Origin of the sequence: Nostoc linckia z4 (assembly GCF_002608075.1) — a bacterium.
GTDB lineage: Bacteria > Cyanobacteriota > Cyanobacteriia > Cyanobacteriales > Nostocaceae > Nostoc > Nostoc linckia.
This window is the reverse complement of sequence record NZ_LAHA01000033.1, coordinates 15,718-40,612: the sequence shown is the minus strand read 5'-3', so window position 1 is coordinate 40,612 and position 24,895 is coordinate 15,718. Positions and strand designations below refer to the sequence as shown.

The 24,895-nt window shown below is 39.7% G+C and carries 20 protein-coding genes and 1 pseudogene; 14 read left to right on the top strand and 7 right to left on the bottom strand.

All coding sequences use genetic code 11. The features are described 5' to 3' along the window. Positions 1 to 6 precede the first annotated feature (6 nt). On the bottom strand, positions 7 to 2,178 hold the full coding sequence (locus VF06_RS23375; protein ID WP_099067791.1) for a putative bifunctional diguanylate cyclase/phosphodiesterase: 2,172 nt from the start codon (positions 2,176 to 2,178) through the stop codon (positions 7 to 9). 334 nt (positions 2,179 to 2,512) lie between these two features. Between VF06_RS23375 and VF06_RS23370 the strand changes: the two genes are divergently transcribed. Both VF06_RS23370 and VF06_RS23365 read left to right on the top strand, forming a co-directional pair. Then, positions 2,513 to 8,683: an AAA family ATPase gene (locus VF06_RS23370; protein ID WP_099067790.1), complete on the top strand. Its 6,171-nt coding sequence runs from the start codon at positions 2,513 to 2,515 to the stop codon at positions 8,681 to 8,683. A gap of 3 nt (positions 8,684 to 8,686) precedes the next feature. Further along, positions 8,687 to 9,166 (top strand): response regulator, encoded by a 480-nt coding sequence (locus tag VF06_RS23365; protein WP_099067789.1) that lies wholly within the window; start codon positions 8,687 to 8,689, stop codon positions 9,164 to 9,166. Positions 9,167 to 9,338: 172 nt separating this feature from the next. On the opposite strand, the gene VF06_RS23360 is transcribed toward VF06_RS23365, so the two are convergent. Next, positions 9,339 to 10,118 (bottom strand): peroxiredoxin-like family protein, encoded by a 780-nt coding sequence (locus tag VF06_RS23360; RefSeq protein WP_099067788.1) that lies wholly within the window; start codon positions 10,116 to 10,118, stop codon positions 9,339 to 9,341. A gap of 590 nt (positions 10,119 to 10,708) precedes the next feature. Between VF06_RS23360 and VF06_RS23355 the strand changes: the two genes are divergently transcribed. Beyond that, entirely contained in the window at positions 10,709 to 10,891 is a 183-nt protein-coding gene (locus tag VF06_RS23355; RefSeq protein ID WP_099067787.1) for a CsbD family protein, read from the top strand. Between the two features lie 345 nt (positions 10,892 to 11,236). Then, positions 11,237 to 11,446 (top strand): photosystem II assembly protein Psb35, encoded by a 210-nt coding sequence (psb35, locus tag VF06_RS23350; protein ID WP_099067786.1) that lies wholly within the window; start codon positions 11,237 to 11,239, stop codon positions 11,444 to 11,446. An 82-nt stretch (positions 11,447 to 11,528) separates the two neighbouring features. Here psb35 and VF06_RS23345 read toward each other — a convergent pair whose 3' ends face one another. Then, a complete protein-coding gene (locus tag VF06_RS23345; RefSeq protein WP_099067785.1) occupies positions 11,529 to 11,708 on the bottom strand; it encodes a hypothetical protein in 180 nt (59 codons plus the stop codon). Positions 11,709 to 11,810: 102 nt separating this feature from the next. After that, positions 11,811 to 12,794 carry a DUF1517 domain-containing protein gene (locus VF06_RS23340; protein ID WP_099067784.1) on the bottom strand — a complete coding sequence of 328 codons (984 nt, stop codon included), beginning with the start codon at positions 12,792 to 12,794 and terminating at the stop codon, positions 11,811 to 11,813. Between the two features lie 953 nt (positions 12,795 to 13,747). Here VF06_RS23340 and VF06_RS23335 point away from each other — a divergent pair. The 3 genes from VF06_RS23335 (at position 13,748) to blaOXA (ending at position 16,975) form a co-directional block, all read left to right on the top strand. Further along, positions 13,748 to 14,977, top strand: a complete 1,230-nt coding sequence (locus VF06_RS23335; RefSeq protein ID WP_099067783.1) for a glycosyltransferase family 4 protein — start codon at positions 13,748 to 13,750, stop codon at positions 14,975 to 14,977. Positions 14,978 to 15,175: 198 nt separating this feature from the next. Continuing rightward, positions 15,176 to 15,673, top strand: a complete 498-nt coding sequence (locus VF06_RS23330) for a hypothetical protein (RefSeq protein ID WP_099067782.1) — start codon at positions 15,176 to 15,178, stop codon at positions 15,671 to 15,673. 429 nt (positions 15,674 to 16,102) lie between these two features. Continuing rightward, a complete protein-coding gene (blaOXA, locus tag VF06_RS23325; RefSeq protein ID WP_371411479.1) occupies positions 16,103 to 16,975 on the top strand; it encodes a class D beta-lactamase in 873 nt (290 codons plus the stop codon). 65 nt (positions 16,976 to 17,040) lie between these two features. Here blaOXA and thiS read toward each other — a convergent pair whose 3' ends face one another. The 3 genes from thiS to VF06_RS23310 form a co-directional block, all read right to left on the bottom strand. Further along, entirely contained in the window at positions 17,041 to 17,250 is a 210-nt protein-coding gene (thiS, locus tag VF06_RS23320; protein ID WP_099067781.1) for a sulfur carrier protein ThiS, read from the bottom strand. 163 nt (positions 17,251 to 17,413) lie between these two features. Beyond that, positions 17,414 to 18,538 (bottom strand): thiamine phosphate synthase, encoded by a 1,125-nt coding sequence (locus tag VF06_RS23315; RefSeq protein ID WP_099067780.1) that lies wholly within the window; start codon positions 18,536 to 18,538, stop codon positions 17,414 to 17,416. Positions 18,539 to 18,900: 362 nt separating this feature from the next. Further along, positions 18,901 to 19,260: a hypothetical protein gene (locus VF06_RS23310; RefSeq protein WP_099067779.1), complete on the bottom strand. Its 360-nt coding sequence runs from the start codon at positions 19,258 to 19,260 to the stop codon at positions 18,901 to 18,903. 45 nt (positions 19,261 to 19,305) lie between these two features. Here VF06_RS23310 and VF06_RS23305 point away from each other — a divergent pair. The 7 genes and pseudogenes from VF06_RS23305 to VF06_RS23275 all read left to right on the top strand — a co-directional run. Next, positions 19,306 to 19,521, top strand: a pseudogene (locus VF06_RS23305) (IS701 family transposase); the annotation flags it as partial. A 734-nt stretch (positions 19,522 to 20,255) separates the two neighbouring features. Beyond that, positions 20,256 to 21,710 carry a WavE lipopolysaccharide synthesis family protein gene (locus tag VF06_RS42885; protein WP_244918079.1) on the top strand — a complete coding sequence of 485 codons (1,455 nt, stop codon included), beginning with the start codon at positions 20,256 to 20,258 and terminating at the stop codon, positions 21,708 to 21,710. Between the two features lie 51 nt (positions 21,711 to 21,761). Further along, the gene (locus tag VF06_RS23295) at positions 21,762 to 22,388 is read left to right on the top strand and encodes a PI-PLC domain-containing protein (protein ID WP_099067777.1); all 627 of its coding nucleotides are present in this window, start codon (positions 21,762 to 21,764) and stop codon (positions 22,386 to 22,388) included. 24 nt (positions 22,389 to 22,412) lie between these two features. Continuing rightward, positions 22,413 to 23,048, top strand: a complete 636-nt coding sequence (locus VF06_RS23290; protein WP_099067776.1) for an HAD family hydrolase — start codon at positions 22,413 to 22,415, stop codon at positions 23,046 to 23,048. Further along, positions 23,045 to 23,800: a glycosyltransferase family 2 protein gene (locus VF06_RS23285; protein WP_099067775.1), complete on the top strand. Its 756-nt coding sequence runs from the start codon at positions 23,045 to 23,047 to the stop codon at positions 23,798 to 23,800. Before VF06_RS23290 ends, VF06_RS23285 begins: the two co-directional genes overlap by 4 nt. Then, positions 23,793 to 24,122: a hypothetical protein gene (locus tag VF06_RS23280; RefSeq protein ID WP_099067774.1), complete on the top strand. Its 330-nt coding sequence runs from the start codon at positions 23,793 to 23,795 to the stop codon at positions 24,120 to 24,122. Before VF06_RS23285 ends, VF06_RS23280 begins: the two co-directional genes overlap by 8 nt. Continuing rightward, entirely contained in the window at positions 24,122 to 24,889 is a 768-nt protein-coding gene (locus tag VF06_RS23275; protein ID WP_099067773.1) for a glycosyltransferase family 2 protein, read from the top strand. Before VF06_RS23280 ends, VF06_RS23275 begins: the two co-directional genes overlap by 1 nt. Positions 24,890 to 24,895 lie beyond the last annotated feature (6 nt).

The window sequence follows — 24,895 nt, the reverse complement described above, 5'->3', positions numbered from 1 at the left end:
GTTTTTTCACACCGTTTCCACTCCTTCAAGGAGTGGGTTTACCGTCGCTTTTGATAAATATAAAGTGTTACTTGCCAGAAGTGCTTCTGCTGTTTGGCGATCCAGAGGTTGGGAGAATAGGTAACCTTGACCCAATTCGCATCCTAGCTGCTGTAACCATTGAAGTTGCTGTGGTGTCTCAATACCTTCTGCAACCACACCTAATCCCAGTTGATTGCTCAAAGCAATGATGGTACTGACAACTTGGTAATTACGGTTTCCTTCTTGCATCTGGCTGACAAAGGAGCGATCGATTTTTAAATTATCGGTGGGTAAGCGATGGAGATAATTGAGTGATGAATAACCAGTACCAAAATCATCAATACTAATTTGAAGTTTTCTGGCTTTTAACTCGGTTAATAAATGAATTGTCTGACTAATATTTTCAATGAGCATACTCTCAGTAATTTCTAAGACTATGGAATCCCCTGTTAAATTTGTTTGGTTTAGGATGCCATCGATGTCTTCAATTAAACTCGGTTGGCGAATATCTTGAGCTGAAAGATTAATACTCATCTTGAGCGGTAAATGAGTAGTAAAGTTTTTTTTCCAGGTTGCCAGTTGTTGACAAGCTGTGTAGAGCATCCAGCGATCGATTTGCACAATGAGTCCGGTTTCTTCAGCGATCGCCATAAATTCCCTGGGCAAAACAAACCCGCGGGTGGGGTGTTGCCAGCGCACCAATGCTTCAAATCCAATCAACCGCCCTGCTTGGGGTTGACTTTGCTTGTTGTCAGCATCACCAAGGAGATCGATAATCGGCTGGTAGTAAATGGCAAATTCTTCTCGTTCTAAAGCTTTACGGATATCAGTTTCTAAAGTCAGCCGATTTACTGCTTGGGTGTGCATTTTGACATCAAAAATTTTGTACGAACTTCTTTCCTGAGCTTTGGCTCGATACATAGCAATATCGGCATCCCGCAGCAAATCGGAGGCTTGACAATAATCGTTTGTTCCTAAAACAATGCCGATGCTTGTACTGATAACTACCTCAGCATCATTCAGTATCAACGGTGTTTGAAAATCTTTGAGGATACGCTCGGTAATTTGAATGGCTTTTTCAATTCCAGGAATATCTTCTAGCAAAATGACAAATTCGTCACCGCCAATGCGAGCAACTAAATCAACTTCCCGTAAATGAGCTTTGAGCTTTTGAGCAATATCCTTGAGTAGTTGGTCTCCAGCTAAGTGTCCTAAACTGTCATTAATCACTTTAAATCGGTCTAGATCTAGAAACAAAACTGCATAACGATAACTTTCTACTCGTTTAGCTCGGTTAATGGCTAGTTCCAGCCTTTCCACCAAAAGTGTCCGATTTGGTAAATCCGTTAATGGATCGTGCAAAGCATTGTGGATAATCAACTCTTGTGCTTGTTTTTTCTCCGTCACATCCAATAAAACACCATACCAAACAATATCCCCGTTTTCTCGACACTCAGGACGAGCATTTGTCTGTACCCATTTGAGTTTGCCAGAAGGTGTTACTAATCGCCATTCGTAAGAAAATGGTTTTAAATTTTGAGCGCTTTCTTTGGCGACTGTATAAAATTCTCTGCGGTCATCAATATGAATTTGTTCAAAGCAAAGAGAAGCATTTGCTAAAACTCGATGTGGCGTTAACTCTAAAAGATCCAGACAACCCAAACTGATATACTCAAAGACAGTAGAACCATCGCAATGGTATACAAAGCTGTAAATCATTCCGGGTATGTTAGATGCTAATGTTTGTAACAGCTTTTGGGCTTGTTTGCGCTCTGCTCTTACCTGTGCATCCCGAAGTTCTCGACGCACTGCCTCTGGCAATCGATTTAAGTTATCCTTCATCACATAATCATGCGCGCCGGCTTTCATCATTTCCACAGCCAACACTTCGCCAATGGTGCCGGAAACTAAAATAAAAGGAATATCTTTTTGACTTTGCTTGGCTATTTCCAAAGCCGCAGGAGCATTAAATCCTGGCAATCGGTAATCGGAAATCATTACATCCCAGCTAGCACTATTGAGAGCTGCAACTAGCTCTGGGGCTGTTTGGACGCGCTGCCAGATTGGATTGAAACCACCACGACGTAATTCACTGAGAACTAACACGGCATCAGCCTCGGAATCTTCAACAATCAGGACGTTCAAGGTTTCACTCATCCTACAATCTCCTTAGTAACCCATCGACTAATCCCACAATATTTGCTTTGAAATTTTTCTGAAAATTCCTCCAGTATTGGTAAATGAGTTAATCGGGTTTGGTTATTGTATAATCAACTTTGTGAATTAATTCTTTGGGAATTTCAAATTGCCGATTTCAGATTTTCTTAGGTTTTTGGGTTTGAAATTTATTCTAGATTTAAATTTTCTGGTTCTGAAACTATTTTTAAATTTGAAATTGAGAATTATTCTAGTTAAACTTGAAAATTCAAAATCTAAAATTCCGATCGACCAGGCTTTGTCCTTCTGTGTAATATTTGCAGGCGGTTAAGCTATGCTGGAAATTCCTGAATATCAAATTCGGACAAAAATCCATGAAAGTATTAATTCACGTGTTTACAGAGGAATTCATGAACCGGATGGTTTGCCTGTAATCTTCAAAGTTTTGAAGAAAGACTACCCCACACCAGAAGAAATCACGCGCTATAAGCTGGAATACGAAATTACACGCAGTTTATCATTGGCAGGTGTGATTCAGGCTTATGATTTCCAACAATATCAAAATACTTTTATACTCATTTTGGAGGATTTTGGCGGAGAGTCTTTAGCAAAAATTATCACTACTAGAAAATTTACCTTAACACAGTTTATTAAATTAGCGATTCAGATAACTCAGAGTTTATCCGAAATTCATAGTGCAAATATTATTCATAAAGATATTAATCCCTCAAATATTGTTTTTAATCTCGAAACACAACAGCTAAAAATTATTGATTTTGGAATTTCAACTGACTTATCGCGCGAGACTTTAACTATTAAAAATCCCACAGTCCTAGAGGGAACATTAGCTTACATGTCTCCAGAGCAAACAGGTAGAATGAACCGTTCCCTGGACTATCGAACTGATTTTTACTCTCTAGGTGCTACTTTCTATCAGCTGTTGACCAATCGATTGCCTTTTGAATCCAGCGATGCCCTGGAATTAATTCATTATCACCTAGCTTTAGAATCCGTTCCACCCCATTTTATTGACCCAGATATTCCGGTGATGGTTTCAGAAATTGTCCAAAAACTGTTAGCCAAGACAGCAGAAGAACGCTATCAAAGTGCCTGGGGAATTAAAACTGATTTAGAAGAGTGTCTCCAGCAGCTACAACACACCGGAGTTATCAAGTCTTTTTTGCTAGGAAAACAAGATATTTCTGACAAGTTTCAGATTCCAGAAAAACTCTATGGCAGACAAAGGGAGGTGGAGAGATTATTAGCGGCATTTCAAGGAGTGGCAGGCCGCCTGGGGATGGACGCGTCTGATGGGCAAGTTGAACTGATGCTGATTGGGGGATATTCCGGTATTGGCAAGTCAGTTTTGGTACAGGAAATTTCTCAGCTAATTACAGAACAACGAGGCTACTTGATTGCTGGGAAATTTGACCAGTATCAGCGCCATATTCCTTACTATGCCATTGCCCAAGCTTTTGAGTCATTAATCAAACAATTACTGACTGAAGATCGAGAACAACTATGTCATTGGCACGAGCATCTTTTAGCTGCCCTTGGTGCCAACGGTAAAGTCATTACCCAGGTAATTCCAGCATTGGAGTTGATTGTGGGTAGCCAACCAGATGTAGCTGTTTTGCCGCCAATGGAAGCCCAACATCGTTTTCAGCAAGTTTTCCAAAATTTCATCGGCGTTTTTAGCCGTTGGCAACATCCTTTAGTAATTTTTTTGGACGATCTTCAGTGGGTAGATAATGCCTCCTTGCAGCTAATTGAATTACTAGCCACTGCCACCAGAGGGCAATCTTTATTGTTAATTGGGGCATACCGAGATAACGAGGTAAATCCCAGCCATCCTTTGATGCGGATGGTGAAGCAAATCCGCGAAACTGGAGGAGTAGTAAATCAAGTTTATTTGTCACCCTTAACTCTCGCTGACATCAATCAATTAATCGCCGATACATTGCATTGTCAGCTGGGAGATTCCCTGTTGTTAGCAGAACTACTACAACTAAAAACTGGTGGCAATCCCTTTTTCATGAATGAATTTTTGAAATCTCTTTATGCTGAGGGGCTATTAAAATTCCATTACCAAACTAAAAAATGGCAATGGTCGATGGAGGAAATTCAGCAGCGGCAAATTACGGACAATGTTGTACATTTGATGGCTCTTAAAATTCAAAAGCTGAACAAACGGACACAGCAAGTTTTACAGCTAGCAGCCTGTATTGGTAACTGTTTCGATTTGCCAACTCTGACATTGACCGCCCAATTATCCCAGCGAGAAACTGCCCAGGCTTTAGAAATAGCGATCGCCCAAGGTTTGATTATACCTTTGAGCAATGCCCACAAATCAGTAGTATTAGGTATACCACTAACAGCCGACTCGCCTCCAATAAAATACAAGTTTGCCCACGATCGCATCCAACAAGCTGCCTATTCCCTAATTCCCCAAGCCCAACAGTGCAACGTCCATTGGCAACTAGGACAGTGCTTGTTGCAAATAACTCCCCCACAACAGTTAGAGTACAAAATTTTTGATATCACCAACCAATTAAACCTGGGGAAAAAACTCATCGAAAATCAATCCCAGCAAGATAAATTGTCTCGGTTAAACCTCATGGCAGGAGAAAAAGCCAAAGCATCAGCCGCTTATGACGCTGCTTGGCGATATTTGCAAATTGCTTTGGATCTCCTAACAACGGATAGTTGGCAAAGAAATCGTGACTTCGCCCTCAGCGTATATAATGCCACCACAGAAGCAGCTTATCTCAGTGGCAATTTTCAGCAAGTAGAGCCTTTATTCCAAGAAGTACTGCATCACACAACAACCTTACTAGCCAGGTTAAAAGTTTACGATGTCAAAATTCAGACTTGTGTGGCAGAAAATAAATTACTAGAGGCCATTCAAATCGGTTTAGAGTTACTCCAACAATTAGGAATTCATCTCCCCATTGCCCCAAGCCTTGGGGATGTTCAGCAAGCACTAAAGGAAACTGCCTCTCAATTGGCAAACAGACGCATTGAAGATTTGGTTGACCTGCCAATCATGTCCCAGCCAGAAATCCTGGCGGCAATGCAGCTTTTAGCAAGGATGTGTGCATCAGCTTATTTGGCAGTACCTCCCTTATTTCTACTGATTGTACTCAAAATGGTAGATTTACTGATTGAGTACGGAAATATGACCTTGGCTTCCTTTGCCTATGCTGCCTATGGAATTATTCTGTGTGGAGTCGTCTTTGACATTGAAGCAGGGTATCAATTTGGTCAACTGGCTTTAAGTCTGCTGGGCCCAGATACCAAAGCCATTCAAGCCAGAACCTTGTTTGCGGTGAGCAATCAAATTAACGTTTGGAAGACACACCTGAAAAACAGCCTCAAACTCCTCCAGGATTGCTATCAAATTGGTCTTGAGCAAGGCGATTTAGAATTTGCTGGTTACGCCGCCATGTATGTTTGTGGTTATTCATTGGCCATCGGCGAACCTCTCCCTGAACTTCAGCAACATTTGACTAGTTATACTCAAGCAGTAAAACAAATCAAGCATTCGGCTGGCATCGATTTTGTAGAAATTTGCTCCCAGACTGTTTTGAATTTGGTTGAAGAAGTTGCCGATGCTGGGATGCTGTCTGGTGAAGCTTTTGATGAAGCAACTAGGCTACCACAGATGCAACAAACGAACTTTCATGCAGGTTTGTTTTATTTTTACCTGAATAAATTATTTCTCTGTTACTTATTTGGCAATGCCAATCAGGCCATGTGTGCCGAAAACGAATCTTTGTTACAATTTCCCACGACAAACCATGCCTTAGCCAATGCAGTCCTGGCCAAAGAATATTTACCAGCCATGACGGGAGCGGCTTTAGTTGCCATCTTTAGCTTCTACGATTCTCTATGCCGACTGGCGGTGTATTGCGACACAGACACAGCAACACAATGCCAATTGCTGGAACAAGTGGCAGAAAATCAAGCAAAAATGCAAAATTGGGCGCACCATGCCCCGATGAACTATTTACACAAGTGGTACTTAGTAGAAGCAGAACGACATCGGGTATTGGGTGAAGTAGTTCCAGCAATGGACGCCTACGATCGCGCCATCGCCTTAGCCAGAGAAAATCAATATCTGCAAGAAGAAGCTTTAGCAAAGGAACTGGCAGCAAAGTTTTATTTAGCACAAAACCGCATTATCATCGCCAAAGCTTATTTGCAAGAAGCGAAGTACGCTTATCTAAAGTGGGGAGCAACCGCGAAAGTGCAAAATCTGGAAAAACAGTATCCCCAACTGTTAGAAGTGTACTTGCCAACAACTGAAGTCCGACAAATTAACGTCACAGAATCAGCAGCAACGAAGTTAGCAGCACTGGATTTAGAAACAGTGTTGAAAGCCTCCCAAGCGATCGCCAGTGAAATTGTATTAGATCGACTCCTGGCAAAACTGATGACAATTTTAATTGAAAATGCCGGGGCGCAAACAGGTTATCTAATTTTACCCACAGAAGGCCAATGGCGCATTGAGGCGATGAAATCCATTGGCGAGAATCAAGCCACTTTACAATCAAAAGACAGTAATCCTGATTTACCCACCGCCTTAATCAATTACGTGGCTCACACCAAAGAAAGCATCGTCCTCGATCGTGCTGCTGCTGAAGGCAACTTTCAGTCCGAACCTTGGATTGCCCTACGTCAATCGAAATCAATTCTTTGTACTCCGCTGTTGAACCACGGAAAACTAACAGGAATTGTGCTTTTAGAAAACAATCTGATGGCCAAGGCATTTACTCCAGAGCGCATTCAAGTGTTGCACCTGTTGTTTACTCAGGCAGCTATTTCCATTGATAATGCCCGTTTATTAAAGCAGCAAGCAGAAATGAACGCATCCCTACGGGCTGAAATTGCCGATCGCCAACGGGCCCAAAAAGACCGCGATCGCTTAATGTCGATGCTGGAAGCCACCAGCGACTACGTTGGCATGGCAGACTCACTCGGCAATATGCTCTGGAATAACACTCAGTTACGCAAACTGCGCGGTATTTCTCTCGATACAGACCTTTCCACCTTGAAGATCTCCGACTACCATCCCCAATGGGCACTAGAAATTCTGCAAAATCAGGGCATTCCCACGGCAATTAGAGACGGGACTTGGGTTGGTGAAATTGCTTTGCTGGCCAGTGATGGCAGAGAAATTCCAGTTTCCCAAATGGTTATTGCTCACAAAGCAACAGATGGTAGCGTGGAATATTTTTCTACCATCGTCCGGGATATCAGTGAGGCGAAGCTGCGAGAAGCGGAATTAACAAGAGCAGAAACAACACTGAAAAATTTGGTGATGGGAACAGCTGCGGTTACAGGACAAGATTTTTTTCCGGCTTTGGTTCATCATATTGCCGCAGCCTTGCACGTCCCCTATGCCCTGGTAACTGAATTAGTAGAAGGCAAACTCAAAGCTTTGGCTTTTTGGGCGCATGGCGCATTGCAAACAGAAATATCGTATTTTCCAGCGCGTACACCATGCGAATTTGCTTTGAAATACGGATTGTTTTACTGTGAAAGCTGCCTTCAGCAATTTTTCCCAGAAGACTTAGACTTGGTAACAATGCAGGCAGATAGTTATCTGGGTATTTCCTTAAAAAATGCCAACGGCGAACCCATTGGTAATCTTTGCATTCTCGACGTGCGACCACTATCAGATCGGCGACGAATAGAGATTATTGTAGAGGTGTTTGCCGCACGGGCAGCAGCAGAATTAGAGCGCAAAAGGGCCATTGATGCTCTGCACCAACTCAACCAATCTTTAGAAATGAGAGTCAAACAACGAACTGCCCAACTAGAAACTGCTAACAAAGCTTTGGAGGCATTTTCTTATTCAGTTTCCCATGATTTGCGGGCACCGTTGCGGGCCATTGATGGCTTTTCGAGAATGATGCAGGAAGATTACAGCCAGCAACTCGATGCCGAAGGCAATCGTTACTTGAAAGTGATCCGCGACAATGCCAAACGCATGGGTGAATTAATCGATGATTTGTTGACTTTATCTCGTTTCGATCGCAAAGAAATTTCGCGACAGCCAGTGTTTGCCAATGAAATTATTCAAATGGCACTCAATGATTTAACCCCGGATTGGTCTGGTCGTGAAATTGAATTTACCATCGCTGATTTACCTGTATGTCTAGCCGATGCTTCCCTGCTCAAACAAGTTTGGCTCAACCTCTTATCCAATGCCATCAAGTACACCCGCTACAAACCCCTTGCCTGCATTGAAGTAGGTTATCAGAGGATTGATGGCGAAGGAGTGTACTTTATCAAAGATAATGGAGCAGGATTTGATATGCGCTATGCCGATAATTTGTTTGGGGTCTTCCAACGCCTGCATCGAGAAGAAGAATTTGAAGGTACTGGTATTGGATTGGCCATCGTGCAACGCATTATTAAACGTCACGGAGGGCGCATCTGGGCCCAAGCACAGAGCGATCGAGGCGCGACCTTTTATTTCACGCTTCCCAATAACTAACCCATGATTTATCAACCCAGCCATCGCTCCACTGAACAATCTTCTGAGCAACCAATTTCCATTCTCCTAGTGGAAGATAATCCCACTGATGCAGAATTAACTATTCGGGCATTGCGTCGCGGCAGAATTGGCGATCGAATTCAACTGCTTGAGGACGGAGCAGCAGCTCTAGATTTTATTTTTTGCCAAGGAAACTATGCCCACCGCACCATCACCAATCAACCCAAAGTAATTTTGCTGGATTTGAAACTGCCAAAGGTAAGCGGATTACAAGTATTGCGGCAACTCAAATCCGATCCACGCACACAAATGATTCCGATTGTAGTCCTCACCTCTTCCGCTGAAGAACGAGACATGATCGAGAGTTACCAATTTGGGGTAAATAGTTACATCGTCAAACCTGTGGATTTTGAACAATTCAATCAAGCAGTCCAACAGCTTGGTTTTTATTGGGTCTTGTTTAATCAATTGCCAGTTTTATAAAACAGGGAATTCTGAGACGCTCTGACACAGAGAATTTTGAATCGTAAGTGATTACCCGAACTTGATATGATTCAATATTACCCTCCACAAGGAATATGAACTACACACTCCAGAATAAACGCGCACTCGTTACCGGGGGCAGTCGCGGTATCGGGGCCGCCATTGTCAACAGTCAACAGTCAACAGTCAACGATAAAAATGATAGCGGCTGACTCATATTAGCAGCAAAACCCAAAATTCCCCGATCGCGATGTTCGTAAAGTAATTGGCCCTTGGAATCAAACAGAAAAGTTCCACCACGCTGAGTTAAGTAGGCAGAATTAGGTACATAAGTGCGCCAATTGCTGAGAACTTCCACCATATTCCGTAGGCGTAGAGTCGCTAATTCAAAGGGACGTTGAAATCCAGTTCCGCCAGCTAATTGGAAAAATGAGCCTTTAAAAGCAGGTAGAGGGGTAGCTTGAATAATTTCCTCATCTTCAATGAGTTGCGGGGCTTGACGATCTCCTGTGTATCCTCGAAACACTTCTTTGAGGGTTCCTGGACTTCCAAATCCTGCACACATTAACAGCAGATTTAGCCAAGCTTTCTGGGATGGAGAAAGTCCAGGGATGGGAAGATTCAAACCTGAATAAAGCTTGAGTTGTTGATGTAATTGTGCATTGGGTTCAACAAATAAATTTTGGGCTGGAAATCCTGTATATTCAGAGAATTTGATTCCAGAAGCGCGATCGCCAATTCCCACTGCGCGAATAGCCAGTTTTTCAGGAGGTACTTTTTTTAGTTCGCGCTGTAACCACCAGGCATATTCAAGACTATCAAAATCCCCAAGTTGCGCCCAAACTAAAATTAGGATATGTGAGGCAATTTCGCAATTTTCTAGTAAGGGTCTGGTCATGCCATCACTAACACGCTGAAGTTCGCTCTGATTAAAGATAGTGTAGGGATTCATGACTATAAATTAACTATTATTTAGCTATCCAAATTTTAATCCAAAAACCAGAGATTTCTTTTATGCAGACTTCCAAGTGCTGTGGAAACTAGTGGTCTGGCAACTCAACAATGCTTGGTGAGGGCTGGGGAAAGGGGAAGGGGAAAAGGGTAAGGGATTTAAAAACTTTCCCTTTTCCCACAACAGTCCAAAAAGCACTTTTGTAAGAGGTCTAATCTTTTAGTGATTGTAGACATCTCAAATTTAGCGATATTTGCGTCAGCGTCCTTGGTTTTGCAGCCTTAGACCCAGTGTCAACAAGTAACCTGAGTCCATAAGTTCTAGTCTATACCCTGGTGTAAAGTCCCATGATTTCATCTCTAGATAGACCAATAGAAGTATTCCTTTCTATCTTCCGGGTATAACTTCAATTCTCTAAGATGAATCTACCTTTGGAATAAGTCTACAGAATGGATAGAAATATTTTTTTTTAAAACATCTACAGATAGAAGAATTTAATTATTTAAAAAACTATTCTATAAACATTGCAAGTCCAACCCAGTTGGTTAACGCAATCACCAAGAAATAATTAGTTAATTTAGGAGTAAATTATGAGTCTCGAAGAAAGAGCAAAAGCTGTTGCTAAAAATATTGAAGGTAAAGCTCAAGAAATAATTGGCGATATCACTGGCAACCCTGATGATAAGGCTGAAGGTCAAGCAAAGCAAGTAGAATCACAGGTTCGTCACACAGTTGAAAATGTCAAAGATGAAGTTAAGAAAGCTGTAGACTAAACTTAAGTCTATCTTGGCATAAGGTTAAAGTAAAATCATAATTTACTAAACCTTATCCATACTTCTATAGCAATTTCATTTCATTAATGAAAGCTAGAGTACCTTTGTATATTCTTGTTTCTCGTTACGTGTTCCCTGTTTTCGCTTCTCTACCTTTATGAGTACTTTTGCAACTCATTTAGGATTGCCACAGTTTTTCTATGTTGGTGTTGAATTCAGTTGTAATGCAGAAATTTACAACTGAATCAACTAAAAAATAGAAAACTTAAAACCAGATTTTGATAATACCACTGCCAAAATAATTTTTTAAACCATCCCTGAATTTTTGCTGAAAGGTTCTAACTCATGATTAATCTATTATTTACTCATCTTTTAACAGACATATCTGTGACATCAGAAGCTAGCTCTAGCTACTCTGCTATACTCATCGGATTATTTGTAGTCGGCTTTATTGCTGCTGTGAGCATAGGCTCTATTGCTTGGTATAATTCCAAACGTCCTGTAGGTTGGGAAGACAAACAGCGTCCCGATGTTGTTCCCAATATAGATAAGTAATCAATTATTGCCTACATCCTCCTAAGTCTAAGTGTTTTTTTTAGTGTTCAATGGATTTTACCAGCGAACACTATTTTTTTTGTTATGTAATAAGGGATGGGGCATTGGGCATTGGGCATTGGGCAAGCAGGAAGTGTGGGAGGGGTGGGAGGTGTGGGAGGATGAGGAAGAAATCTTTCCCCCCACACTCCCCACACTTCCCTATCCCCTCATCTCCCCATCTCCCCCATCTCCCCATCTCCCCATCTCCCCATCTCCCCATCTCCCCATCTCCTGTATTGCCTATGTCCTCAAAAAATAGCAGGGTAGCACACTTAGCTGTGCTACCCTACTGTGGTCTATTCAAGTATCGATCGCTGTAAATTTAAACCAGTCTCAAATCAGAATAATTTGCCAACACATCATCTGATGTCAGGGTGTCGCCTTGGGCTTGGGGAGTCCAAAGAACTTCAATTGCTAGCAGTCTATCGCTGGGGATACTACCAATTTGCCGCAGGGCTTGACGCAAATCATCTGCGCTGTTGATTTGTGGAATTTCAGATTTGCCTAGTGTCGCCGCTAATAAGGTGACGATAATATATTCACCTGGGCCTTCGCTAATTAGACGGGTAGGGTTGTCAATTTCTTCAGCTGGGGGTAAAGCTTCTTTGGCTAAGGCTGCTCTGAGTTGGTTGTTGACGTTAGTCAGAGTTTCTTCGCTAAATTTGCTGCGTTCTGCTAATGATAGGCGGTTGAACTGAGTTTCAGCTGAATTTAATCTGGCTTGTTGAGTTTCACCACCTGCGTATACCCAATACTCTGGATGGCGGAGTAAAGCTAAACTGGCTTCTTGGAGTATTTCTGCTCTTCCTTCTGGGGAGTTGGTATCAGCAGTTTCAGCAATGTGGTTGAGTTCATTTTGCAAACCACGAGCTTGAGCTAATAAGCCGACTTGCAAACGAGTTACAGAAACTGGAGAACTGGTGGTGTAGTCTGCTTGTTGTGTTTCACCACTGGAAGCACGACGGAAGCTTTGTACTAGGAAATTAGCGATCGCTATAAATATTAAAATCCCAAATATACTACCAAATCCGCCTCCGATTCCCCAAAAAGGAATTAAGAAGGGAAAGCCAAAACCACCACCGGGATAATATCCACCACCGGGATAATATCCGCCTCCACCTGGAGGTGCGTATGTACGCGGTGTATAGGTACGGCTAGAAGGTACTCTAAATGAACCACCGCCAATTCTTCCGCCACTAGCAGCTAAAGCGCCGTCGGCGTGACTCAAAGCCAATGTCAACACCAGGCTGAGGGCTAAGAAGGTTTTTACTAGCGGTTTGATGGTTTGTTGTAGTTTTTTATGCATAATACAATCGCTTCAAAAACGGAATTTTTTATGATTTTTCCCTCTGTTATTGGGATTTTTGTGGTGTGTCACTCATACTAGCCCGTAACAACCTTTGCCATTTGTAGCATTCACTTTTATTTGCTACACATTCACTTTACCGCGTTAGATCTTGGCTATGTAGCGATCGCAGGGGGGATTTCTCTACAGGAGAACCGTACCTTAAGATATGTTCTTAATTAGAGAAATTGGCGATGGAGAATTGAACAATCCTAAATTTAAATTCTGAAAAATATCCTTGTTAAGTATTGACGCTTGAATGTCAATAGCTTCTACTAAGATTTAACAAATTATTTAGGATTGCTATTGTTGCTATCTTTTCGACTAGCACTTCCTGACTACAGTTTTGAATTATACAGATGATTTGAAATTTTAGTAATTATTTTGACTGATGTTTATAATACTTGGCGCTAATATTTTCTTTTAATTGCCTAATTTTTGTAAAAAATTACACACAAATATTCACAGCTTTCAAGTAAAAACATATTTCATTTACCTAGTAAAGAATCACCAATTCCTGGCTATAACCGTTAACCGTTAAGTTTCACAGTCAACATTCAAAGGCATCTTGGCATTCTGGCACAACTGTCGAGACGATTTCAGATATTCTGTTGAACGTAGCTAAATTTCCAAATTTTCGCCACGGTCGCTTGTGGAGCGATTTAGCTGCAAGGGATAGCTTCATAATCTATTGTTGACGAAGTATAAAAATTCTCAAGTGATGAGAAATGTGTTAAATGAAATCAAATATACACAAATAAAACCTAATATTACTGGCTAAGATTTTCAAATCAGCTTAGAATTTATCTACTGGATTCGTGAAAAGAACAAACAATAATTATTCTGGATTGGAAAATCGTCTCAATTGTAAATAAATACAAAAAACATTTAAAAATCGAGTTTTTAAGTTGATTATGGAACATATTTCTCAACTCACAGCCAAAATTAGAGACGAAACTGCACATCCGGATATTCTGGTTATATCCCGAATCTTCTTACCGAAACAAGCTGTCATTGGGGAATATATCTACAATCGTTGTCTGCAAGATCCAGAACGAGTGATTGTGTTGACAGCTGGTTGCTCAGGAGATAAAGTATTCGATGAAAATCAACAGTTTCCTATATATCGCTGGTATTATCCAAAATACTGGCAAAGTGGTTGTCTAGGAAGTCTTATCAAGCCGTTGGTGAATATTGTCTGCTCGTTTGTGCTAGCAATTAGACTTTATTTTCGCTATCACTACCGTTATATTGAGTGGGGCCACGGCTATGATTTTCCTTCAGTGTTGCTGTTGAGCTATTTGTTACCAATTCGTTTTTTTATCTATCTGCATGGTAACGATTTAGTGGTTCCGTTACATAATCCGGTGTGGCGATCGCTATTCAAATTAACACTTCGTAGAGCTGAAGGCATTGTTTGTAACAGTTCTTACACACTAAACTATCTCAGAAGTGCCTTGCGCTTAGAAACACCAACCTATGTCATCAACCCAGTAATCAGACCAGAAAAATTTGGCAATGGCACAACTCTAGCTAGTCTAGACGATTTACGCCTGCAAGTGCGTCAAAGTTACAACATTCCCGAAACAGCAATAGTTATTCTCTCCGTAGGAAGGTTAGTAAAACAGAAAAGCTTTGAGAACGTGATTGATAACATTCCACTATTGCTAACTTTTGGGGTAGATGTCCACTATATAATTTGCGGTCAAGGGCCTTGTGAGTCAGAACTCAAATGTCTCGCACATCGCTTGCGAGTAAATAAACGAGTCCACTTTGCTGGATATGTACCAGAAAAGGAATTAGCTGGTTATTATGCAGCTTGTGACATATTTGCCATGCTGAGTTTATTGGATACAAAACATAATCATATAGAAGGTTTTGGTATCGTTTATTTAGAAGCAAGTTACTTCGGTAAACCTGTAATTGCCCCTCGTTTGGGTAGTGTTTTAGACACAGTTAAACACGAGGAAAATGGCATACTTGTGAATCCTAATTCTGGTTACGACGTTTTTCAAGCCTTTAATAGGTTGTGCAAAGACGCACAGCTACGGGAGCAACTTGGTCGCAAAGGTAAAGAATTAGCTAATCGTAGAACTCTTCATCGTTCGCTGTACAAATCAGAGACAAAAAACACAATTTTGTAAGATTAATTAACACCTCACTTAATAAATTTTCACAGAATTCAATTGAATTGCTGAACAGATTTTTCAAATCGTTCAGCATATTTGATATTAGGGATAGAAAATTATAAACAAGATTAATCATTTCTTCTTTATAAAATCCAATACTGTAGAATAACACTGACTAAAGTTGAGATACATTCACTACATTTAAATTCAATCATGAAAATCAAAAAAATGATTGCTGGTTTATGCGTAGGTTTAATGTTAATTGTTTCCTTTCCTAAGCCCGTAAAAGCTGAACCAATTACTATTTTGGGAATTCTTAAGATTATCGGCTTAATCACTACAGTAGGTGGGTTTTGGGTTGCTGTGCAACAAGCTACCCTAGCAGAACATAATACTGCTACTGACTCTCTTCTAAAACATTTAGAAGGTAATGCCGAGTTTCCTGTAAACGGTTATTGTGTAAGCCCTGACATCAAAAATGGAACAATAAAAAAAGGCTGGTTCGTTTCTATTGATGACAAAAAATACTTATATCCCCTAGTTAAATCTGAATTCTGTAAAGTAGGTGGTATATCTCCAACTAAAAATGGTAAATACATTATTGGTATTTTTACTAGTGAATATCATGCTAAAAATTTCGCTAAAGTAGTCAGATATAGAACAGAAAATGAAATTAATGTATATGTCAGTAACAAAGCAATAGAATTTTAATTAATAAATTAAAAAATATACTCTTTATAATGCTATACATTTAGATATAGCAATCCTATTTTATTTTTGAACAAAATTCCGTCACTTTACTCTTTTACAACCCTATTGCCTATTGCCTCTTGCCTGCCTATACAGATAAATTCATTAATAAAATTGGACTGCTATATTGCAAAAAATTTTATCAATAGTACAGCAAATAAGTAGAACGATTTGAAAAAACCAAACTATGTAAAGGAATGTAAAAAACTTGGCATTTAGTCCGTAGTAAGGACTTTAGTCCTCTAATAAGGACTAAAGTCCTTACTACAAACCTTTAATTATTTACACCGTTCTACTTATTTCCGGAATAGAGCAAAATTGCGGTGTAGAATCACGCTTGTGATTCAATTAACTGCAATGAAAAATATCTTATCTACTGGATTGCAATTTATTCGACAGATTCAGCCAAAGCCAGTTTTTCTTTTCACAGTTATTGGATGTTTTGCTGTATTGAGTGTGATGAATTTTGGCAGAATGTACGTTCAGGCTCAACCAACTGCAAATCCATCTGAAAGTCCAGCAATGTTGACTGTGAAAACATCTAATTTCAAGCGACATTTTCAAGAATTTGGGCGTGAAGGCTCAATCTTGATTTACGACTCCAACAACAAGCGCACTTATGAATATAATTCTCAACGTAATGCAACTACCGTTCCTCCAGCTTCCACATTCAAAATTTTTAACTCTTTGGTGGCGCTAGAAACAGGTGTAATTCGTGATGATGTAGCAGTTTTAACTTGGGATGGAATTGTGCGAGAAATCGATGCTTGGAATCGTGATACAAATTTGCGTCAAGCTTTTAAAGATTCAACTGTTTGGTTCTATCAAGTTTTGGCACGTAGAATCGGATATGAAAAGATGCAGCAATTTATTAATAAAGTAGGCTACGGTAACCGTCAAATTGGTACTACCGCAGACATCGATCGCTTTTGGTTACAAGGGCCATTGCAAATTACACCCCAACAGCAAATCAAGTTTTTGCAACAGTTATATCAAAGCGATTTGCCTTTTTCCCAACGAAGCATAAATCTTGTCAAAGACATTATGATTCGCGAACAAACTCCGGACTACACATTGCGGGGAAAAACTGGATGGTTAACGATTTCCAAACCAAATATCGGTTGGTTCGTAGGTTATTTAGAACAAAACAAAAACGTTTACTATTTCGCAACAACTCTTGATATGTATAAGCCAGAAGATGCACCCGCCCGCATCGAAATTACACGACGCAGCCTCAAGGATTTGGGATTAATGACAAATTAATGAATTTTAAATTTTGGATTATTTAATCTAAAATCCAAAATCTAAAATTGTGTGGCTAAAGTTAATTAACCACCACCAACAATAGTAACCACTTCTAGGCGATCGCCTGACTGGATTTTTGTTTCTGGCCAAAACTGGCGGTGTAAAATTTCGCCGTTATACTCCACCGCCACTAAACGCGGATTGAAACCCAACTGTTGCAGTAAATCAGTTAAAAGAATTCCAGACAAACAGCCACGGCTTTCACCATTTATCTGAATCGTAATCTCATTCATAAATTGGGGATTGGGGAATTGGGCATGGGGGATGGGGCATGGGAGGTGGGGGGACTAGGGAGATGGGGAGGTAGGGGAGAATAATCACTTGTCAGTCATCAGTCAACAGTCAACACTCCCTTTTTTCCCCAATGAATAATGACTAATGCCTAATGACTAATGACTAATGACTAATGACTTCTGGTTTAATACGATTGAGTTGAGAAAGTAAATATTGGGTTACTAAAGTAGGCTGTTCGGCTTGCATGAGCGATCGCACTACTGCGATACGTTCAGCTCCTGCATCGATGACATCATTAATATTATTTGCATCTATTCCTCCAATGGCAAACCAGGGAATTGAGCAATTTTTCGCTGCATAGCTGACATATTCTAGTCCTGTGGCTGCTTTACCTACTTTTGTAGGAGTTTCATAAACTGGCCCCACGCCAATGTAATCTGCACCTTCAGTGAGTGCGCGTTGCATTTCTTCTGCATTTGTGGTGGAAAGACCTATGATGCGCTGGGAACCGAGTAGTTGCCTAGCAACGGTAACGGACATATCTTGTTGTCCTAGATGCACTCCATCGGCATCCACGGCTAATGCTAAATCTACGCGATCGTTGATGATAAACAAAGCGCCGTAAATGTGGCATAACTGCCGCAGTTTTTTGGCTTGTTCTAGACGCAAAGAATCATCAGCGTTTTTGTCGCGGTATTGTACGAGGGTTAATCCACCTTTGAGTGCAGCTTCCACATTGTTCAATAAATTTTCACTAGGGGAAGTAACAAGATACAAACGCGATCGCCATAATAATTGATGGCGCTGATAACCCATTAAATTACTTTCTAGGGTGTAGACTTGATAACGCATTTGCTTACAAGCTTTGGCCATACTTTGCTGGTGAAGCTTGCTATATTCTTCCAGCACTCGCAATGCTTCTTCTATCCGACAAAAGTTAGCTTGCAACACCGATTTTATACTAACTCGTTCTTCTTCCTGAGGATGGGTTAACTCAGTCCCCGGATCGCCTGGTGTATCTCGCGCCGCCCGCAATTCTGGGGTATGCCACTTGGCTAGTTCTTGCCGCAAACGCTTACATTCAAGAGCAAATTGGGCATTATTCAAGCCAAAGCGACACCATTCTTCAATAATTCGCAAGCCCTCACGAGCGCGGTCTAAATTGGCGTCTAAAATCCGGTAAACAACTTGCTGTATTTGCTGTTTTTGGCTGTATGGCTCGACCATCACCACAACCCCGTTAGTACTTTCATCGAAATGTGAATTATCATACGTCTTAGTAACCATAAGTTAATTAATTTACTTTTTTTGACTGTAATTTGGTTAAATCTACGTAAAAAATGTGCGAATAAGGGTTATGTTAAATTATCCCATGTTCGTATAGGTAGCGATCGGGGTTTTGAGGCTACAGTTTAGCATTAAAAATTCATCTAGGATTCTTATTTGATTTGGAGAAATACACGTAGGTGCGTTAGGCTACGCCATAACACACCCTACTGGACTGACACAGCTAAAATAGTGCAATACTAAACTGTTGTGGGGTGGGCATCCTGCCCGCCCTGACAGGTGAGGACACCCATCCCACAATAAAATTTATTGTAATATTTAAAACTTGTCACGCCACTACAGATACTTATAGAACTTACGACCTAAACGGAGTGTAGGGAAGCAATCCCAGCCTCAGGGGGTTTTGATAGTGCTTGTAATTCTTCCCAACTGTAGTGACGGGGTAATTCAATTGGTTTGCTATTGGCTCCTAATCCCAACTTAACTGTAGGCTGGAGTTCGTGAATCAATTCCTCGGCGTATTGTGCTAGTTTATTGCCTGCAACTCCACCAGTAATTGCTCCTGCAACGCCACCAATGCCAGCACCAACCTTACCACCAATTGACCGGCCTAATGCCGCTCCAGCAATTCCACCTCCTACTGCACCCAATCCCATTGCAATAAGATGAGTATTAGAAGATGTTTGGTTTTGCGTTTCTAAATCAGTTTGTTTATCATTCATAAATTTGTCCATTTGTAAAGAATCGACAACAGTCAACAGTCAGGGTGGGATAATGGTAAAGGTTGGAAGAATATTCTCAACAATCTGCGTTTAGTTATTCAACCTTTCGTTTTATTTAACCTTATATATCCCTGGTTAACAGTTTTTTCCATTCCTGAGCTTTCTAATGATTTTTCTAAACTTCAATCCATTGTTTATAGGCTAACTTCTCCAATTTTCACCTTCCTGGCTCACCCTGAATTCTATTTTTCCTCTGCCTAAAGTGACACAACAGGGATAAATAGGTTGTGTGTGTGATCTAGTTTATCCTCTGGCTAATACTTAGATTATTAATTCTCAATCTTGGCATTGGGTATTGGGTATTGGGCGATCACTTTCCCTTACCCCCGCCACAATCGCTTACAATCTCCATCGCCACACCAATGGCTACATTTCCCTTGCAATACTTTTGGCGCGGCTTTTGGGGGGCGATTTTGCCGTGGGATTGTTAGCGGGCTTGGACTTTGAACTCTTGATCCTGGACAGCCCACAAGCGAAAATATCTGATTTAGGCATGTATCAGCTTATATTTGTCCAATACTTTCAAGTTGCATCTGAGTTGCATATGAGTTGCAATTGAGTATCTCTCCAGATAATATGATGTCCATAAATCAAAACTGCCAATCAACAAACAGTTTAAATTCGTAGACTCGTGATGCATAAATCCCCCGTAATTTATGCGGACGATATAAGCAAATAGCCGAATAGATTCAGCTTAATCCACGAGACCTTAACACAAGGAATAGCTAATTGATTGGTTAATTATTAACAATAAGGAGGTGATTTATTTGTACGGGTGTCAACAAGTATTGATTTATGCTGACAAAGACTTAAAATCAATTTGAGAATTTATTTGTTCAGAATCAAATAAATTATCAAATTACGCTATCTACTACGCTCGTCAAATCTGGTTCAAGGCGAAACGCTATATAACCAAATTTGAGCTAGATAGTGAGATGAAATCAACCCGTCACTTTCAAACCCTGTACTCTCAAGCAGCACAACAGTTATGCCGTGCTGTGTATGAGTCGTTTGCATCTTTTAAGCAGCTTAATGCTTCTTATAGACGTGGTGAACTGGCAAACAAACCAAAACCACCAAGATATAGAAAAAAAGGTTTCAAAATAATCAGCTACCCTAAGCAAGCATTAAAGCTAAAAGACGGACAAATCAGAATACCTCTTGGTTCTCAAGTAAAAGTATGGTTTAAACTAGATTCTTTCACTCTACCTATGCCATCAAACCTAAATTTTGAGGACATAAAAGAGTTAAGGATTCTACCTAGAAATCGTTGCTTTTATGCGGAGTTTGTCTATAGAACCAATACTGTGGCATCCGATGTATTTTATTTGTTGTACTTAATTTATTCTATGAATAATAATACTTCTGCATTAGTAGGAGAAATAGCTAAACAGTTATCTGTCGTTGTTCAAGGTCCCATTGTTGGCAAGCCAAATGACTCTTTTGAGGAACGATTAACTGAACAGTGTCTCAAAAGTATTCGTCATTACCTACCGGATGCAGAAATTATTCTTTCCACTTGGAAAGGGTCAGATGTATCCAGTTTAAACTTTGATATTCTTGTCGAAAATGAAGATCCTGGCAATTTTATCCGTCCTGATGGTGAACCCAACAACATCAATCGACAAATTGTTTCTACAAGAGAAGGATTGTCGAGGGTAAAGCGAGAATACGCGCTAAAAATACGGACTGATTGCATTTTTCAAGGTACAGGATTTTTGTCTTACTTTGGGCAATACAATGAGCGACTTCAACAATTCAAGATTTTTAGAGGAAGAATTCTTACCTGTGCCATCTATTCAAGAGATCCCGTAAAAGCACCGCTTTTATTTCATCCAAGTGATATCTTCTACTTTGGATTTACAGAGGATATTCTTTATTTATTTGATATTCCCTTAGCACCAGATTATGAAACCACTAGCTGGGTTGAATATAGATCAAATACATTTATTATGCACTACTTCTGGGGTTGTAAAATTAGATACTACCCAGAACAGTACTTGTGGATCAAGTGCTTAAATAAGTCTGGAATTCCAATTGAACTAAATTGGAATTTTGATGCTAATCCTTTACTAGTCTTTCAATCCGAGCTTTCTCTGATTAATAATTTTATTTTTCTTGATCCTGAACAAGCTGGTGTTGTTTTACCACAAAAAATTTTATGTTATGGGTTAAGCTACACATACAACTTTAATAAATGGTTGAATCTATATCAAGAGTATTGCCTGCATAAAAATATTACGCTTTTAGCTTATCGGTCGTTTCTTGCATCGTTTATACACAATTCTAAAGCTATTTGTATAAAGTTATTCACATGCTCTGGGTATCTCATCATATTAATAGCTACAGCACTCTTGAAAAAGTTTTATAAGCTTTTTAGAGCATACTAAAAATTGACAATTGCTATCTTATTTAATTTTCTGAATAGGTTTAACTCAGTAATGCAAATTTTAAGCCATCGAGGTTACTGGAAAGGCAATCACGAAAAGAATCAAGAGGTTGCTTTTCATCGCTCTTTTAAATTGGCTTTCGGAACTGAAACAGACTTGCGTGATTTAGCAGGAGAACTAGTTATCTCTCATGATCCGCCAGTTGGTGAAGAAATTACAGTAGAAAAATTTTTCCAACTCTATCGTGAATATGATAATGATTTGCCGCTTGCACTTAATATTAAGTCAGATGGCTTACAAACACGCCTCAAAGTTTTACTAGAAAAATATTCAATAACAAATTATTTTGTGTTTGATATGTCTTTGACAGATGCATGGTTATGGTTGAATCAAGGATTCCGCATTTTTACTCGTGAAAGCGAATTTGAACCTACTCCTTATTTTCAAGAACAAGCAGTAGGGATTTGGATTGATTGCTTTTTAAGTGATTGGGTAAACGAGCAAATAATTACAAAGTATCTTCAGCACGGCAAGCAGGTTTGTCTGGTTTCCCCTGAATTACATCATCGAGAATATCTATCTTTTTGGAAATATCTCAATACACTTCCAATTATTCAATATCCTAATTTGATGATTTGCACCGACTATCCTGAAGAAGCCAAGATAGTATTCAGATAAAATACTTCTCTTAACTAAATCAATATGTGTAAAATCAAAGCGGTCATCTTTGATATGGACGGCGTACTTATTGATGCAAAAGATTGGCACTATGAAGCATTAAACCGTGCTTTAAAACTGTTTGCTTACGAAATTAATAGGTACGATCATTTAGTTACATTTGATGGATTACCTACGCGCAAAAAACTAGAAATTTTAACAAAAGAACATGGTCTACCAATCGCTTTACACAGTTTTTTGAACGAGTTGAAACAACTTTACACACTTGAGTTGGTACATGCTCGTTGTAAACCAATTTTTCAGCATGAATATGCACTTTCTAATCTTAAAGCATTAAGTTACAAGCTAGCAGTAGCTTCAAACTCAATTCGCCATACAATCGAAGTAATGATGCAAAAAAGCAATTTGATAGATTACCTAGATGTTATTCTCAGTAATCAAGATGTGAAGTTCGGTAAGCCTGACCCTGAAATATATTTAAAAGCAATAAGCCAACTTGAACTAAAACCTCAAGAATGCCTGGTCGTTGAAGACAATGAGAACGGAATTCGAGCAGCACAAGAAGCTGGAGCAAATTTAATGGTAGTGGAGTCAGTTTATGATGTTACGTTGGATAATATTTTGAATCGGATACAACATATTGAGGCTTATCTAAAATGAATATTTTGCTATTAATGGCAGGGGGAAGTGAAGCATTTCAGGAAGCTGGTTATGCATACCCCAAGAGCCTAATTGAAATAGAAGGTTTGCCACTTATTCAGCATGTTATACAGAGTCTAGAGAGTTTATATACTAGCAATAGTAAACTGATTTGTATGGTACGTCGAGAAGAAAATCGTCGTAGCTATATTGGATCAGTAATTCATCTCATATCGCCTCAAGCAGTAGTGATTGAAATTGAGCAATCTACATCTGGAGCCGCTTGTACATCTCTGCTTGCAGTTGAACAAATTGATACACAAGAACCACTAGTTATTGTCAACAGCGATCAGATTATTGAAACTAATCTATCAGTTGTTTTGGGTGAATTTCGCTATAAGGGGTTTGATGGAGGAATAATTGTTTTTGAGGCTGTACATCCTCGCTGGTCTTATGTCCGATGCAATTCACAAGGATTGGTAATAGAAGCTGCTGAAAAACGCCCTATCAGTAACCTGGCAACTGCCGGTTTTTATTATTTTGCTAAAGGACAAGATTTTGTAAATTCTGCCAAAAGCATGATCAAAAAAGATGCCCACATCAGTGGACAATTTTATGTTTGTCCTGTCTATAATGAAATGCTGCTAAAACAAGCAAAAATTGGAGTTTACAAAATTCCACGGTCTGCTTATTTTTCACTAGCAACACCTCAAAATCTACACACTTACGAAGAATATCTAAGACACAAAAATACACAACCCTCCTATGCGTAAAGCAAGATTAGAATCAATGGTTAGAGGGTGGATTGTAGGAAATTTTACTCCTTCTCTTTATCAAACTAATGATGTGGAATTTGCTGTGCAGTCTTACAAAGCTGGAGCCTATGAAGAATGGCACTACCACAAGATCGCAACCGAAATCACAGTTATTGTAGTCGGCGAAGCCGAAATGGCGGGTCAAAGATATACATCTGGGGACATTCTGGTGATTGAATCTGGAGAAGAAACAGATTTCAAAGCCATTACAGATGTGATCACAGCAGTTGTCAAAATTCCTGGCGCAAACAACGATAAATATGTCCGAGGAGCTAATTAATGTTAAATATTGTTATTCCAATGGCTGGAAAAGGTAGCCGTTTCAAAAATGCAGGTTATACCTTACCAAAGCCAATGATTCCAGTTCATGGTAAACCCATGATTCAAATTGTAATTGAAAACTTAGAGCCTTCTCGTGAACATCGCTTTATTTTCTTGTGTCTTCAAGAACACTTAAAGCAATTTTCACTAAAAAAACTCTTATCAGAATTAGCGCCAAACTGCTTAATCATAGAAGTTGATCAAGTAACCGAAGGTGCAGCCTGCACTGTTTTACTTGCTAAAAAATACATCAACAATAATGATCCATTAATGATAGCAAACTGTGATCAGTGGATTGATATTAATATCAATGCTTATTTAGAAAAGATGGATCAAACTGAGGCAGATGGCTTCATTATGACAATGTGGGCCGATGATCCTAAGTGGTCTTTTGTTCGTCTAGATACTTTTGACCATGTTTGTGAAGTTGTTGAAAAAGAAGTTGTATCTAATCAAGCAACAGTTGGAATTTACAACTACCGAAGAGGAGCAGATTTTGTAGAAGCAGCTGAAGCAATGATTATCAAAAACTTTCGAGTCAATAATGAATTTTATGTTGCTCCTGCTTATAACCAAATGATTTCTAAAAACATGAAGCTTGACTTTTATAACATTGGGCAAGATGGTTTTGGTATGCATGGTCTTGGTACTCCTACTGATTTAGAACAGTTTTTGCAACATATTCCTGCCTCTCGTTTATCTACAAACTCTAAAATTTGTGCTTAATTTATT